Here is a 14279-nt window from a genome sequence, read left to right on the forward strand (position 1 = left end):
GGGTGAGCGCGCCGATCTCCCCTCCCGGGGTATTGGACGACACGGACCTGGTACTTGCGGTCGATGTCGGCGGCACCACCACCAAGGCCGAAATCACCAATGCCGCAGGGAATGTGCTGTGCTCCGGCATCGTGGACACCCCGAAGGGCGAGGCCGCCTTCGATGCCATCGGCGAGCTCGGCGACCGGCTGCTCGCCGAATTGTCCACGATGCGGCCGGAGCCGAGTCCGTCGCAGGATCTGCCCGCCGCACAGGGCGGCGCCGTGCCCGGGCCGGATGATCCGTCCCCGGGGCGGCGCGAACGGCCTGATTCGCAGCCACTTCGGGTGGCGCGTGCGGCCGTTGTCCTACCTGGCATCGTCGATCCGGCGCGCTCGCTGGCGGTGTTCAGTAGCAATGTGGGCTGGCGAGATGTCAAGGTGGGCAACCGGTTTGCCGATCGATGGGGCATGCCGGTGCTGATCGAGCACGATGTCGCGGTCGCCGGCTGGGCCGAGTGGCGGTACGGCGCGGGCCGCGGCTGCGACGACGTGTGCGTGCTGATCCTGGGCACCGGCATCAGCGGGACGCTGTCGATCGGCGGGCGGCTGGTGCGCGGCGCGGCCGGGCAGGCGGGCGAGTACGGCCACATTCCGGTGCGCCACCGCGACGGGCTGAAATGCCCGTGCGGCAACATCGGCTGCGTGGAGACCGTCGCCTCCGGCGCCAGCATCGCCCGCGCCTACACCGCCCGCACTGGACGCGAAATACCCGGCGCGGAGGCGGTTTTCGCGGTTCTGGACACTGATCCGGATGCCCGCGCGGTCGTCGACGATGCCATCGACGCCCTCGCCGAGGGCCTGTTCGGCGTCATCCACGCCGCCTGCCCGGAACTGGTCGTGCTCGGCGGCGGCCTGGCCCGCGCCGGCGTCGTCCTGACGACCGCCCTCCAGAGCCGCCTTGCCGAACTCCTACGGGTGGCCCCCGCGCCCCGCGTGGTCCTGGGCGAATTCGGCGCTCGCGCGGGCCTGGTCGGCGCGGCCCAATACGCCCGCACCGGTGCCCTCGCGTGATCGCCGCCAGCGTGCTCGGCCGGCCTGCGTCGCTTTTCCGGCCCGTGCTCGGAGATGGGGCGCGCCGATTCTCATTGATCCGATGCAGACATGTCCGGTGGCCCGGCCGGGCGTGCGGCAGTTCGGCGGGTGCGTATCCCTCGGTGGGCGCGAGGCGCGTGGTGCGGCCAACGGTCTGTGGCGAGATGCGGGTATTCGCGGTTCGGCCGGGCTGGATTGCGGGGAATGCGCTCGGGAGGGCGCGCTGTGGAGGTATCGACACTCCATCGCGCGGAATGCGGGTGAGCCGCAGCCCGGGAGTTGCGGACTCCGGAGCGGGCGCGCTTGTGCTTATGGGTGCGGCTGGGGCGGGGTACGGTGCGAACGGGCGTGAGTGGCGGAATGGCGAGGTGAGGGTGTGACGCGGGAGTCGGAGATCGTGCTGCGGGGGCGGGTCGTTGCTGCTTCGGTGGAGTTGGACGACGGGGTCGTCACCGTGGTCGGGGAGCGGATTGCGGGGGTGCAATCGTTTGCGGAGTGGGCCCGGGAGCATCCGGGACGGGAGGCGCCGGAGCCCGCCGGGATCGTGATTCCGGGGCTGGTGGATATTCACAATCACGGTGGGTTCGGGCATCGGTTCGATACGACCGATCCCGCCGAGGCGCGGGCCGCTGCGGAGTATCACCACGGGCAGGGGTCGACCACCGTGCTGGCGAGCATCGTGACGGGCGCGCCCGAGGACATGGTGGCGCAGACCGCGGCGCTTGCGGGGCTTGCTGCCGAGGGGGTGATTTCGGGCATTCACTCCGAGGGGCCGTTCCTGTCTGAAGTGCGTTGCGGCGCACAGGATCCGAGATATCTCACCGACCCGGATCCGGCGCTGATCGAGCGGCTGCTCGACACCGCGGGCAGGCACCTGCGAGTGATGACGCTCGCCCCGGAGCGACCGGGGTTCGTTACCGCCGCAAAACTTCTGGTCGACAACGGCGTCGTCATCGCGCTGGGCCACAGCGACGCAAACTATCTCGATTTCGGAAATGCGCTGGCCCCCAGCGGTTTCGGAACGCTCGTGACACACCTGGCCAACGGCATGCCCCCGCTGCATCACCGCGCCCCCGGGCCGGTCGCGGCCGCGCTGGTCGCCGCCGCCGCCGGCCGGGTGGTGGTGGAACTCATCGGCGACGGGGTGCACGTCGATCCGGGATTCGGCGCGCTGGCCTTCGCGACCGCCCGTGAACGGGTCGCGCTGATCACCGATGCCATGCAGGCGGCGGGGCTGCCCGACGGCCAGTACCGGCTCGGTCCGCAGGAGGTAACTGTGAGCGATGGTGTTGCCAGGATTGCCAACGGTTCGATCGCCGGGGGTACGTCCACCCTGCTGTCGGGCCTGCGCTGGGCGATCCGCGAATGCGGGGTGGCGCCGATCGATGCGGTGCGCGCCGCGACGTCCACCCCTGCCGCCGCGGCGGGGCTGGACGAGGTCGGCGATCTGCGTGCCGGCCATTACGCCGACATCGTCGTGCTCGACCGGGACCTGGGGTTACGCCGAATCCTGCGACGGGGACAGTGGTTGACGTGATCCTTACCGTGACGATGAACCCGGCATACGACATGACCTACCGGGTCGAGCGTTTCGAGCGGGGCCGGGAGCACCGGGTGCTGTCGGTGGAGCAGCGCATCGGCGGCAAGGGCATCAACGTCTCCCGGGTGCTGAATCAGCTGGGCAAGTACTCGCGCGCCACAGGTTTCGCCGACCATCTGTTCTCCGCGGCCGCGGAACTCGAGCTGCCTGTGGACTTCGTGCATGCGCTGCCGTGGGTGCGCCGCACCGTGGTGATCAGCGAATCCGGCGACGGCACCGCGACCTCGCTGTGGGAGCCCGGCGCCCGGGTAAACGAGCCGTACGCCATCGATCAGCTCAGGGTGCGGGTGGCGGGCATGCTCCCCGACACCGGCGGCATGGTCATCTCCGGTTCGCAGCCCGGCGGGGTGTCCGACGGCCTGCCCGCCGAACTGGCCCACACCGCCCTCGCGGCCGGGGTGCCCACGATCTGCGATGTGGACGGGCGGGCGCTGGAACTGGCCGCCGAGGTCCCGGGCGTGGTGCTCATGCCCAACCGCGACGAGCTCGAACGACTCACCGGATCCGCCGCGGACACGCCGGAGGAGGTCGTGGCCGCGGTTCGCCCGCTGCTGGACGCGGGGGTGCGCGCGGTGATCGCCACCCGCGGCATCGAGGGCATCGTCGCGGTCACCGCGTCGGGCGCCTGGTCCGCCGCCGCGCCCGATCCGGTGTCCGGGAACCCCACTGGCGCCGGGGACGCCGCGGCCGCCGCCGTGATCGCGGGCCTGGCTGCCGATCCCGAACCGGACTGGCCCGAAATCCTGACCGATGCGGTCGCGACCTCTGCGGCCGCGGTCGTCATACCGGTCGCAGGCGAGATCGACCGCGCCCTGCGCGTGCGGCTCGCGCCGACCATCGTCGTCACCAGACTCAGCACACCGTAGGAGCCTTCGCAGTGCCTTCGACCCCCGTCCCCGAGCTGATCGCCGTGGCCGCCCCCGGCGGACTGGGCGCCTTCAACGTGATCGCCCTGGAGCATGCCGAGGCCATCGCCGCCGCCGCGGAGTCCACGAAACGCCCTGCGATCCTGCAGATTTCGGAAAATACCGCCGGCTATCACGGCGGGCTGAAACCGCTCGTGCGGGCCTGCCTGCAGATCGCGCAGGACAGCACCGCGCCGCTCGCGGTCCACCTGGACCACGCGACCTCGCACGAATTGATCAGGGCCGCGGTCGAACTCGGCGTCCAATCGGTCATGTACGACGGGTCGACGCTCGACTACGCCGAAAACGTCTCCAGCACAGCCAAGATCGCCCGCTGGTGCCGCGAGCGGGACGTGTTCATCGAGGCCGAGCTAGGCGAGGTCGGCGGGAAGGACGGTGCCCACGCCCCGGGCGTGCGCACCGATCCGGACGAGGCCGTCGCCTTCGTGGCGGCCACCGGCGTGAATGCCCTTGCCGTGGCGGTGGGTTCCTCGCATGCCATGCAGACCCGCGACGCCCGCCTGGACGACGATCTGATCGCGCGCCTGGCGGCGAAGGTTCCGGTGCCGCTTGTCCTGCACGGCTCCTCGGGCGTGCCGGACGAGGGCCTGGCCTCGGCGGTCCGGCACGGCATGACGAAGATCAATATCGCCACCCGCCTGAATATCGTACTGGCGCAGGTGGTTCGGGCGGAACTGGCCGCGCACCCGGCCCTCTCGGATCCGCGAAAGTACTTGGGCCCGGGCCGCACCGCGATCCAATACGAGATCGAACACCTGCTGCACGTGCTGGCCTGACGCTAGCGGCGGCCGGTGCGCACCGCTGCCATGGCGGGTGTGCCCCCGAACAGCTCCGGCCGCAGCGCCAGCACGGCGATGAGGGCGATCATCGGGACGGTCACGGCCAGGCTCACCCAGCCGGTGCCGAATCGCAGCCCGTCGGCTCGGTTGGAGGCGAGCCAGTCGGTGGCCGAGGCACCGAGCGGGCGGGTCACCACGTAGGCCGCCCAGAAGGCCGGGATCGCGCCCAGTCCGCCCCAGCGGTGCGCGAGCGCTGGAATCGCGATCACGATTGCGAACAATACTGTTGACGCGAGATATCCCAGGTGCAGCGTGCCCGCGGTCAGGTCGCCCGCGACGGTGCCCAGCGCGAAGGTGACCATCACCGTGGTCCAGTAGAACGCTTCGCGGCGGCCCGTGGTGATGCTGTGCACCGACAGCGTCTTCTCGCTGGCGTACCAGACCCCGAAAACCACCGCGAGCAACGCGGCGAAGATGACCGTGGAAAGCAGCAGCGGAATGCCGACGACAAAGTCGACGATATCGGCAACCATCGTGCCGCAGATGCTGACCATCACCACGGCCGACCAGTAGATCCACGCCACGTAGCGGCGGCTGCGGAACTGGGCGATCAGGCTCACGATCAACGCCAGCACGGCCCCGCCGACGGCGATCCCCGGCGGCAGATGCGAGACGAGAAAGTCGGAGAACGTCTCGCCCATCCCGGTGGAGAACACCTTGATCACCCAGAACAGGGCGGTGATCTCCGGAACCTTGGACGCGAGCGTTCTGGCGGGCGAGATGGCAACCGGCGCAGGATCTATCACGCGTCCACGGTGACGATCGGGCGCTGAGATTCCGCTGAGACGGGGCCACGCCGGGCCATGACGGTGACGAGCATCACTATGACGATCGTGGTCGCCAGTGCGACCGGTCCGGTGCCGAGATGCAGGCCGTCGTGGTCGTGACCGGCCGGGCGGCGATCGTGCGGGCCTTGTCGAGATACGACACGGCGAACGTGCCGTACCGCAGCGGCCCGGCGGTCAACCGCGGCAGTCGCCGGGTGTGCCCGTCGGCGAAGGGGATCACCACGCCATCGGGGGCGAGCCCTTCGATGCCCTGCAGAGGATAGGTGGCGAAGCTCGGCTTGGTTTGCTCTCCATCGGTCACCACCGGTGAGCCGACGGCTTCCAGGCGCGCAATGGTCTCCGATCGCCCGATCGGTCAGCGCGTCGAGATCGGGCTGACCGATCCTTCCCGACGCGAGATCGGCCATGCCGTTCAGAAGGTATGGGGGTCGAGGGATGTGCTGCCTATCAGCTCGGTCGGAATCGACATCGTCGCCTCTCCACTTGCTATGACACACAACACAATCGAGCGAATCGTAACGGCCCTTGACGCGGTTCGGGCGTGATCACGGTTTTCTCGTTCCGAATCCCAGTGCGCGCGTCGTTCGTCGAGTTACCAGGCCCAAAGGTATGGTTCGAATCGATCTCCGCGGCGGGCTGTTGGGTCGTGCTGGATGGGAGAGGTGATGGCCGACAACAGGGTTCGAGCCGATCCAGGACCACAGGCGGTTCCTCGGATGCCGATCGCGGTGCGCGCGGCGCAGGTGGTGGCACTGGCGATGGCGGCGGTCGGGCTGGTGTGCGTGGTGTCGGCGGGCTGGTTGTTCGGTGCGCGCTCGGCGGCCCTGACGGCCCTGTTCTTCGTGCCCACCTGGTTGCTGGGCCTGGTCGCCCTCGGGTTCGGCGCCGTCGGGAGCAGCATCAGGATCACCGCGGTGCTGCTCGCGGCCCTCACCATGCTCTGGACCGTGCCCTCCATCCCGGTCGGGCATCCGCCGGGATGGCTGGGGCCGATCAGCGGGATTCTGATCCTCCTGCTGCTGTTCCGCCGCTCGGCCCGCGACTGGTTCTGCATGTGATCGCCATCAGCGTCAGGGGACGAGAACCAATCGGCCGCGCAGACCGCCCTTCTCCAGCCGCTCGTGCGCCTCGGCTGCACGCTCCAGCGGGAGGGTACCGGCCACCCGCAGGGTGAGATCGAGGCGCGCGAGATCTGCGAGGGTAGGGCCGTCGGCGCTGATCCACTGCTGGTGAATCCTTATGCCACGCAAGGGGGTCAGCGCCGGGCCGCCGACCACCGAGACATGTGCACCGCGGGTGCGCACGGCCGCGAGGGCAGCGATTCCCGAGCCCGCGGCATCGACCGCACGGTCCACGCCGCCGGGCGCCAGGCTCGACGGCACGCATTCTCCTTTCATTCGACATGTTGCATGACTTATGAAGAGCTGGTTTTCAGAAGAAGTACGTACCCGAAAGTGCCTAACGCACTCAGAGGAGTTCGTGCTGCTCGGCCGTTCCGGCTGATCATGGGAGAAACGGGCGGAACACAACACAGCAGGCCGGTGATGCGCTCTCTACATGCCCGACCCTCGCCCGGCATCCGTCCGTAACGCCTCTGAAACATGTTGTGCCGATTCGCAATATCTGCGCAACCGGTAGCTCCTAGTGTGTCGTCATGAGTGAGCGCAGCGAGGAAGAAATAGGCGCCGCCACGGCCGTGGTCACGACGGAGCCGAGCGCCTGCGAGGCGCAGTCGTGAGTACAGAAGTCGCGGGCACGGGGATCCATATCAGCGATCTGAGTAAGACGTTTCGAGTCGGTCGGCGCGCGGTGCCGGCGCTGGATTCGGTCGACCTGCATACCGAACAGGGTGCGTTCCTGTCGCTGCTGGGGCCGTCCGGATGCGGGAAATCGACGGTGCTGCGCATCCTGGCCGGGCTGGAGACACCGACCTCCGGCACGGCGGGCATCAACGGGGCCACGCCTGCCGAGCTGCGCCGCGGGCATCAGTTCGGCATCGCCTTTCAGGATTCGGCGTTGTTGCCGTGGCGCAGCGTGGAATCCAATATCAAACTGCCACTGCAGGTCGCGGGGCTGCCGGTGGATCCGGCGGCGATCGCGGATCTCATCGCGCTGGTCGGGCTCGAGGGCTTCGAGAAGGCCAAGCCCGCACAGCTCAGCGGCGGTATGCGGCAACGGGTTTCGATCGCCCGCGCGCTGGTGGTGAAGCCGTCGGTGCTGCTGCTGGACGAACCCTTCGGCGCTCTGGACGATATGACACGTCAGCGCCTGAACCTCGAGCTGTTGCGCATCTGGACCGAGAAGCCCGCCACCACGCTGATGGTCACGCACGGCATCGCGGAGGCGGTCTTCCTGTCCGATGTGGTGGCGGTGATGAGCCCGCGACCCGGCCGGGTGGTGGAGATGGTGCCGATCGACCTGCCGCGCCCGCGCACCCCGGAGATGATGCGCAGTCCCGAATTCCATCGGCTGCACGACTACCTGTCCGAGCTGCTGTTCGGCCGCAGCGGCCGTGGCGGCATCGAGGCCGAGGCCGAGGCTGCGCTCAATGCTCCCGGGAGTGCGCAATGAAACGGCTCGGCGGAGCGATCGGCGTGGTGCTGCTGATCGCGGTGTGGTGGATACTGGCCGATCTGCGGGTGGCCGGCGGCACCGTCCCGAGTCCGTGGAATGTGCTGCACACCATGTACTCCGACGGTTGGGCGCTGTACGGGCCGAATTTCGAGATCACCGCGCTGGGCGCGCTGAAGGGCTTCGTCTGGGGTAATGCGCTGGCCATCGTCCTGGCGGTGCTGGTCATGCTGGCGCCGCCGATCGAGTCGCTGGCCACCCAGCTGGCGATCCTGAGCTACTGCACGCCGCTGCTCGCGCTCGGCCCGATCATCCTGGTGGTCTTCGGCGGCCGCACGCCGACGGTCTTCCTGGCCGCGATGTACTGCTTCTTCACCACCATGGTCGGCACCGTGTCCGGGCTGCGCTCGGCCGACCGTACCGCTCTGGATCTGGTGTGCGCCTACGGCGGCGGGCGCTGGCAGCAGCTGTGGCGGGTACAGCTGATTGCGGCGCTGCCGAATACCCTGGCCGCCTTGAAGATCGCGGCGCCCTCCGCGGTGCTCGGTGCGATCCTCGGCGAATATCTAGGCGGGGTGGACAGTGGCATCGGGGTCGCGCTCACCGCGGCGCAGACCTCCTTCAACGTGCCCCGCACCTGGGGAATGGCGCTGGCCGCGGCCGCGCTCGCGGGCCTGGGCTACGTGGTGGTGGCGCTGGCGGCCCGGCTGGCCGCACCCTGGACGGCCCGGGAGGCACGCTCGTGAACGTGATCCGAAGAATCGCGAAATTCCTTTTCCCCCTGCTGATCTCACTGGTTCTGATGGTGGTGATCTGGTACGCCTTCCTCTACGCCTTCCCTCAGGTGGGGCCGCGCGTGGGCAAGACACCGGCCGATGTCTGGCAGTACCTGGTCACCGGGCCGACCGCGGACAGCGCGAGGGCGGCTATCGTGTCGGACCTGCGAATCACCCTGGGGGACGCGGTCACCGGATTCGCCGTGGGCATGGCCGCGGCCCTGATCGTCGCGGCGCTGTTCGTCACCCTGCCCCCGGTCGAGCAGGCCTTCATGCCGGTGGCAATGCTGCTGCGCTCGGTGCCGCTGGTCGCGCTGACGCCGATCATCGTGCTGGTTTTCGGCCGCGGCACCCTCGGGGTGACGGCGATGGCGGCGATCGTGGTGTTCTTCCCAGCGCTGGTCATGATCATCACCGGGCTGCGCTCGGCCTCGGTGCAGGCGATGGAACTCGTTGCCGCATACGGTGGTTCGCGCTGGACCCGGCTGCGGATGGTAGCGGTACCCGCCGCGCTGCCCGCGGTCTTCGCCGCCGCGCGAATCTCGGTGCCGGGAGCGCTGATCGGCGCGCTACTGGGCGAATGGCTCGGCAGCGGTACCGGACTGGGCGCCAGCCTGATCCGGGCCATTCCCACCTTCCAGTACAACCAGCTGTGGGCCGCCATCGTGCTGGTGACGATCGTGTCGGTGCTGCTCTACGCGATCGTGGGCGTGATCGAGAACCTGGTACTGGCCAGGTTCGGGCCGGAGGCGGGAGCGAGCTGAGCTCGGCCGTGGGAGTTTACACACCGCACACATTCGAATCGCCGAAAGACCGGTAATGGCAATACGAACGAACTACCGTTCCGGCATGACACGCGTGATCCCCCCGGCGGCCCGGTTCTCGTCCATGGACCGTCGTTCGTTCCTTCGTTTCTCGGCCCTCACCGGTGCCGCGCTCGGCGGCGCCGCGGCGCTTTCGGCCTGCGGCAAGAGCACATCCGCGGCGAATGCCAACGGCAGCTCCGCCGACGGCTCGAAATTCGGCACCGTCGCGATGCAGCTGTCGTGGCTGAAGAACATCGAATTCTCCGGCGAGTACTACGCCGACAGCAAGGGGTACTACCGCGACGCCGGATTCGGGCACGTCAACCTGATCGCCGGCGGCGCCGCCAGCACGTCGGTGGAGGCGGGCCTGGACACCGGCAAGATCTGGATCGGCACCTCGGCCCCGCAGACCACGGCGCCCGCGGTGCTCGGCGGGCTTCCGGCCAAGATCGTGGGCACGACGTACCAGAAGAATCCGTTCTGCATCGTCAGTTCGGCGGCCAAGCCGATTCACTCCCCGCAGGACATGAAGGGCCGCAAGATCGGTGTGCAGGACACCAATCAGCTCATCTTCCAGGCGCTGCTGGCGGCGAACAATATGACGCCCAACGATGTTCACATCGTGCAGGCCCAATTCGATCCGACCCCGCTGGCCAACGGCGAGGTGGACGGCTGGGTCAGCTATGTCACCAACGAGCCGATCACCCTGGCGGCCAAGGGTTTCCAGAACACCAACTTCATGTTCGCCGACTACGGTCTACCACTGACCGCGGAAACGCTGACCGTCCGCCAGGAGACGATCGATAAGGAACGCGACAAGCTGAAGGCGTTCCTGACCGCCGAGATCAAGGGCTGGAAGGACGCGGTCGCCGATCCGGCCGGCAGCGCCCACCTGGCCGTCGACGTCTACGGCAAGGATCAGCGCCTGGAGCTGTCGGAGCAGACCGCCGAGGCCACCGCGCAGAACGGCCTCGTGGTGTCCGCCGACACCAAGGCCAACGGCCTGTTCACCATGACCGATGAGCTGATCGCCTCCAACATCGAGGCCCTGTCGAAGGCCAAGATCAGCATCAAGGCGAGCCAGCTGTTCGACCTGTCGGTGCTGCGCGAGCTCTTCGCCGAGCATCCGGAGCTGAAGTAGGTACCAGGTCAGGGGGTCGTGAACGCCGGAAAGGGCCCGGTGTGATGCGAGGGCGTGCTGGCGCGGACCGCGAGTATCTCGGCGGCGACGGATATCGCGGTCTCCGCCGGGGTGCCCGCGCCCAGGTCCAGCCCGGCGGGGGTGTACAGCCGCGAGAGGGTCTCGGAGTCGAAACCGTTCTCGCGCATGGCATCCAGGCGCTGGGCGTGCGCCGGCCCGGCGCCGAGCGCGCCGAGGTAACCGAATTCGGGCAGCCGCAGCGCCGTGGCGAGCAGCGGAAGTTCGACCTGCGGATCCTGGGTCACCGTGACCAGCGCGGTGCGGTAGTCGATCGCCCCCTCCGCGTACTGCTGGTTCAGGTACCGGTGCGGCCAGTCGACGACCACCTCGGCGCCCGGGAAGGATTGTTCCGCGGCGAAGGTCTGGCGCGCGTCGCAGACGGTGACCCGGTAGCCCAGCAGTTTGCCCTGGACGCACAGTGCGGAGGCAAATGCGTTGGCGCCGAAGATGATCAGGCGCGGGGGCACGGTATACGAGCAGCAGAACACGTCGGATTCGGGCAACGCCACCAATTCGGTGTTGTGCCGGCGGTCGGTTACCAGATGTTGCCCGATCACCGTTGCGTCGGAGTGCCACACCACCGTGAACACCGTGACCGCACGCCCGCCCGCCAGATCCTGGGCGACTGCGGGAAATTCGGGAAAGTCGCTGTGCGAGAACGGTTCCACGAAAACATCAATGGTCCCGCAGTCGGCGCTGTCCATGCCGCTCGCGGGATCGAAACGCTGCAATTCCTTGCGGCCGGTGCGCGCGGAGTACAGGGCCGCGTCGTAGATCGCGCTCTGATAGCACCCGTCGGACACCGAGCCGAATACGCGGCCGTCGGGGTCGACCAGCATGCACGAGCCGATCGGGAGCAGGGAGGGGCCGAATGTTCGGACCAGGGTGGCCATGGCTCCGGTTCGGCCGCTGTGCCAGACCCGTAATAGGTCGTCGACGATGTCGCGCATCACAACCTCCCCAGTCAGCGTGCGCGAGTGGGCGGATAGTCGTAGTCGCGTCCCGTCGCCAGATCGTCACACGGTACCGCCACGATATCCGGTCTACTGTCCAGAAACCCCTTGGCTCCGGAATTTCCTCGAGCGGAAGCGATTACCGCATCCCAGTGCCTCGCAGCGAGGACAACCGGATGGCCGGGCCGATCCTCGAAGACCGCGCGGGACAGCCCGCTGGCGGCGGCGCGCCCGGCCGCGAGCACCCGCGCGACCACGTCGGATCGGACATCCGGGGTGTCGACCGGCATGATGGCGACATACCGCGCCGGATCCGGTGCCGCCGCCACCGCGGTGAGCCCGGCCCGCAGCGAGGCCGCCAGCCCGACGGCCCAGTCCGGCGCCCAGACCCACTGCACACCTTCGGGTATCGCAATCTCCGGAGTGTCACAGATGAGCCATCGGCCATTTCGGCCAACCCGCGCCGGACCCGTCGCCCCCAGGACCACCCACACCCGCTCGCATCCCCCGTCGTGCAGCGCGCGGATCGCGCCCCGCAGCCACGCACCCTCGTCTACCAGCACCTTCGGCCGCCCGTACCGCGTGCCGGCGCCCGCGGCCAGCACGATCCCGTCGCAGCGTCCGTAGTCCATGCGGCCGAGGGTAACCGCGCGCGGTTATCTTCGCCGATTCGGCATGTCATCACACGTTTAAGCCCTGGTGAACCGAAGTTTCCCCCTCTTGGGCCATGCGGGGAACGAGAGACTCGTGGCCCTTTGAGTCCACGCCACCACGCGTCTGGGCCGCGCCACCACGCGTCCCAGACTTGCAAGCGTCTGGCGACGATGCCGTGGATCGTCTTCCGTTGCCTGATCACCGGCTGATCGCTGTGACAAGATGGTCCGATATCAAGCCTGAACGCCGGGCAGCGCCGGTGTGTGGATGAAGGGGACACCTGCGACGTGACGAGTCCAGACGAGGGCCGTGAGCCGGAGGCCCGCGACGAGATTCCGGTCGCCGACGAGGCCGATGTGGGGTTCCGGATCGCCGGAGAACCGGTGAAGCAGGCCCCGGTCGAGCAGGCTCGGGAATTGATCCGCCGACTGGCGCGTGATCTGGCCGCTGCCGGGCCGCAGGGCTGGACTCGGCTCGAATCGGTGTTCGCGTGCACCGTTGCCGCCGAGGTGGCGGTGGTGGTGTTCACCGACGCCGAGCAGCGTGCGGTGCGTGTGCAGCCCACCGAGGCGGCCCTCGAGCTGGCGCGTGAGCATCGGAGGACCACCGCCGGGCTCGCCGACGGACCGTGGTGGCGGCTGCTGCTGACGTTGTCCGGCTCGGGCGAACTCGAGGTCGACTACGACTACGGCGACGAGCCGTTCCCCGATGACCAGCTGTTCCCGCCTGAGGTGTATGTCGCTGACCTGCAGGAGTTTCCGCGCGATTCGCTGCCGACATGGCTGGCCGCCTACCTTGTCCACGGCGATCGGCAGTCCCGCAGCGCGCACGACGCGGCGGTGCAGGTGCGTACCGACCGCGAGGCAGGCGTGCGAGCAGTGGTGTCGGAGAACGATTTTCCCGATTACCCGGAGATGTGGGCGCGCTGGGCAGTACTTGCTGCGGCCTTCGTTGCGGCGGGATCGCAATGGGGTCCAAGGGTTTTGCCGGCGCTGGGCTGGTTCGAGGGTTCCCAGCGCAGCGGCGCGACGCTGTACGCCGTGCCGGGCGGACGGGCGGTGCTGTCGGGAGGCGTGTGGAACGCACCCGCGCTGAACGCCGCCTACAACAACCGCGCCCCGATGCCACAGATATTTGCCGGCGCCCCGCTGTGGGTAGCCAATCCGGTGCTCAATCCTCGGGCAGCCGGCGGATTGCTGTCGTTCTGTTATTGGTGGGAGGGCGGTCGCTGGCATCGCGGCGAGTCGCCGGGCGCAGACGAGCTGGCCACCGCGGTGCCGGGGGTGTGGACCATCGACACGGTGGTCGATGTCGTTGCCGGACTGATATCGCGGCAGCCGAGCGACGAGCAGCGCGCCGCCATAGCGACCTTGGTATCGGCTGCCGAGGTGGGTGTGGTCACTCGTGACACTCTCGTCGAGATCTTCGGTGACGACGGGACCTTCGACGTCGACGCCGCCCTCTACCAACTGATACTTGCGGGAGTCGCGATGACGATGCCGGAGCCCATGCTCGAGGACGAGGCAATTGCCCGAGTCCGCCAGTACGTGCTGGACCGTGACCTCGACACCACCAACTATCCGCTGGATGAGCTGCACGCCAGCCGCATCAGTGTCGGCTGGATGGTGTTCGTGCCCACCCAGCCGGACGAGATCTCCATCGGCCGTGCCATCTTCTACATCGCCGATGACGGCGTGCTGGAGCAGTCGTCGTCATCGATCTCCCCGTCGCGCTATGTCGTGGAATTCGAGCGGCGTTTCCAGGAGCGGCAGGGATCAGTGGACGTCTGAGCCGGACTGCGCGCGGCGGTTGTGTTCGGCAATGATCGCCTGCATCGCTGCCCGGCGCGCAGCCCCGTTCGACCCGTCGAGCTGTCCGGCGAATGCGGCCCGGGCGGCCGCGACCAGTTCGTCGGTGACGGCAGGGTAGGCGCGAGCGATCGCGATCAGCGCGGCATCGGTTTCGGCGTCCAGTCCGGTCTCGGTGTGCAGTCCGCGGCCGGCGCGCACCGAGGCCAATTCGGTGTCGAAGTTGTCGCGCAGTTCGTCGTCGTCGGGGTAGTCGGTGCGTGGCATGGGTTCATTCTTCCTGT

At 68.5% G+C, this 14279-nt stretch carries 16 protein-coding genes; 10 read left to right on the forward strand and 6 right to left on the reverse strand.

The annotated features are described in order from the left end of the window. Nucleotides 1-2 precede the first annotated feature (2 nt). The 4 genes from ABH933_RS36900 to ABH933_RS36915 all read left to right on the forward strand — a co-directional run bounded on the left by ABH933_RS36900 (nucleotide 3) and on the right by ABH933_RS36915 (nucleotide 4375). The gene (locus tag ABH933_RS36900) at nucleotides 3-1052 is read left to right on the forward strand and encodes an ROK family protein (RefSeq protein WP_429424623.1); all 1050 of its coding nucleotides are present in this window, start codon (nucleotides 3-5) and stop codon (nucleotides 1050-1052) included. 397 nt (nucleotides 1053-1449) lie between these two features. Further along, the gene (locus ABH933_RS36905) at nucleotides 1450-2610 is read left to right on the forward strand and encodes an N-acetylglucosamine-6-phosphate deacetylase (protein WP_429424625.1); all 1161 of its coding nucleotides are present in this window, start codon (nucleotides 1450-1452) and stop codon (nucleotides 2608-2610) included. Then, nucleotides 2607-3539 (forward strand): hexose kinase, encoded by a 933-nt coding sequence (locus ABH933_RS36910; RefSeq protein WP_429424627.1) that lies wholly within the window; start codon nucleotides 2607-2609, stop codon nucleotides 3537-3539. Before ABH933_RS36905 ends, ABH933_RS36910 begins: the two co-directional genes overlap by 4 nt. A gap of 11 nt (nucleotides 3540-3550) precedes the next feature. Continuing rightward, on the forward strand, nucleotides 3551-4375 hold the full coding sequence (locus tag ABH933_RS36915) for a class II fructose-bisphosphate aldolase (protein WP_429424629.1): 825 nt from the start codon (nucleotides 3551-3553) through the stop codon (nucleotides 4373-4375). Nucleotides 4376-4377: 2 nt separating this feature from the next. Here ABH933_RS36915 and ABH933_RS36920 read toward each other — a convergent pair whose 3' ends face one another. Together ABH933_RS36920 and ABH933_RS36925 are read right to left on the reverse strand one after the other, a co-directional pair. Next, nucleotides 4378-5184, reverse strand: a complete 807-nt coding sequence (locus ABH933_RS36920; RefSeq protein WP_429424631.1) for a COG4705 family protein — start codon at nucleotides 5182-5184, stop codon at nucleotides 4378-4380. Nucleotides 5185-5260: 76 nt separating this feature from the next. Then, entirely contained in the window at nucleotides 5261-5527 is a 267-nt protein-coding gene (locus ABH933_RS36925) for a hypothetical protein (protein ID WP_429424633.1), read from the reverse strand. A gap of 415 nt (nucleotides 5528-5942) precedes the next feature. Between ABH933_RS36925 and ABH933_RS36930 the strand changes: the two genes are divergently transcribed. Then, nucleotides 5943-6284 (forward strand): hypothetical protein, encoded by a 342-nt coding sequence (locus ABH933_RS36930; protein WP_429424635.1) that lies wholly within the window; start codon nucleotides 5943-5945, stop codon nucleotides 6282-6284. A 12-nt stretch (nucleotides 6285-6296) separates the two neighbouring features. Here ABH933_RS36930 and ABH933_RS36935 read toward each other — a convergent pair whose 3' ends face one another. Further along, the gene (locus tag ABH933_RS36935) at nucleotides 6297-6608 is read right to left on the reverse strand and encodes a zinc-binding dehydrogenase (RefSeq protein WP_429424636.1); all 312 of its coding nucleotides are present in this window, start codon (nucleotides 6606-6608) and stop codon (nucleotides 6297-6299) included. A gap of 352 nt (nucleotides 6609-6960) precedes the next feature. Between ABH933_RS36935 and ABH933_RS36940 the strand changes: the two genes are divergently transcribed. The 4 genes from ABH933_RS36940 to ABH933_RS36955 all read left to right on the forward strand — a co-directional run bounded on the left by ABH933_RS36940 (nucleotide 6961) and on the right by ABH933_RS36955 (nucleotide 10520). Continuing rightward, on the forward strand, nucleotides 6961-7797 hold the full coding sequence (locus tag ABH933_RS36940) for an ABC transporter ATP-binding protein (protein ID WP_429424638.1): 837 nt from the start codon (nucleotides 6961-6963) through the stop codon (nucleotides 7795-7797). Continuing rightward, complete coding sequence (locus tag ABH933_RS36945; RefSeq protein ID WP_429424640.1) at nucleotides 7794-8543, forward strand: ABC transporter permease; 750 nt, start codon at nucleotides 7794-7796, stop codon at nucleotides 8541-8543. Before ABH933_RS36940 ends, ABH933_RS36945 begins: the two co-directional genes overlap by 4 nt. Then, a complete protein-coding gene (locus tag ABH933_RS36950) occupies nucleotides 8540-9337 on the forward strand; it encodes an ABC transporter permease (RefSeq protein ID WP_429424642.1) in 798 nt (265 codons plus the stop codon). Before ABH933_RS36945 ends, ABH933_RS36950 begins: the two co-directional genes overlap by 4 nt. Before the next feature lie 85 nt (nucleotides 9338-9422). Next, nucleotides 9423-10520 (forward strand): ABC transporter substrate-binding protein, encoded by a 1098-nt coding sequence (locus ABH933_RS36955; RefSeq protein WP_429424644.1) that lies wholly within the window; start codon nucleotides 9423-9425, stop codon nucleotides 10518-10520. An 8-nt stretch (nucleotides 10521-10528) separates the two neighbouring features. Here the strand turns inward: ABH933_RS36955 and ABH933_RS36960 are convergent, their stop codons facing one another. Beyond that, nucleotides 10529-11530, reverse strand: a complete 1002-nt coding sequence (locus ABH933_RS36960) for an XdhC family protein (RefSeq protein WP_429424646.1) — start codon at nucleotides 11528-11530, stop codon at nucleotides 10529-10531. A gap of 14 nt (nucleotides 11531-11544) precedes the next feature. Beyond that, on the reverse strand, nucleotides 11545-12165 hold the full coding sequence (locus ABH933_RS36965; RefSeq protein WP_429424648.1) for a nucleotidyltransferase family protein: 621 nt from the start codon (nucleotides 12163-12165) through the stop codon (nucleotides 11545-11547). Nucleotides 12166-12474: 309 nt separating this feature from the next. On the opposite strand from ABH933_RS36965, the gene ABH933_RS36970 reads away from it, so the two are divergent. Beyond that, on the forward strand, nucleotides 12475-13977 hold the full coding sequence (locus tag ABH933_RS36970; protein WP_429424650.1) for a hypothetical protein: 1503 nt from the start codon (nucleotides 12475-12477) through the stop codon (nucleotides 13975-13977). Here the strand turns inward: ABH933_RS36970 and ABH933_RS36975 are convergent. Next, nucleotides 13963-14262, reverse strand: a complete 300-nt coding sequence (locus tag ABH933_RS36975) for a hypothetical protein (RefSeq protein WP_429424652.1) — start codon at nucleotides 14260-14262, stop codon at nucleotides 13963-13965. The genes ABH933_RS36970 and ABH933_RS36975 overlap by 15 nt on opposite strands. Between the last annotated feature and the right edge of the window lie 17 nt (nucleotides 14263-14279).

Origin of the sequence: Nocardia sp. GP40 (genome assembly GCF_050434125.1) — a bacterium.
Taxonomy (GTDB): Bacteria; Actinomycetota; Actinomycetes; order Mycobacteriales; family Mycobacteriaceae; genus Nocardia; species Nocardia albiluteola.

Coding starts and splice junctions, on each gene's coding strand:
- ABH933_RS36960 (WP_429424646.1), bottom strand. CDS start 11,530: ATGCGCGACATCGTCGACGACCTATTACGGGTCTGGCACAGCGGCCGA.
- ABH933_RS36955 (WP_429424644.1), top strand. CDS start 9,423: ATGACACGCGTGATCCCCCCGGCGGCCCGGTTCTCGTCCATGGACCGT.
- ABH933_RS36930 (WP_429424635.1), top strand. CDS start 5,943: ATGCCGATCGCGGTGCGCGCGGCGCAGGTGGTGGCACTGGCGATGGCG.
- ABH933_RS36975 (WP_429424652.1), bottom strand. CDS start 14,262: ATGCCACGCACCGACTACCCCGACGACGACGAACTGCGCGACAACTTC.
- ABH933_RS36945 (WP_429424640.1), top strand. CDS start 7,794: ATGAAACGGCTCGGCGGAGCGATCGGCGTGGTGCTGCTGATCGCGGTG.
- ABH933_RS36965 (WP_429424648.1), bottom strand. CDS start 12,165: ATGGACTACGGACGCTGCGACGGGATCGTGCTGGCCGCGGGCGCCGGC.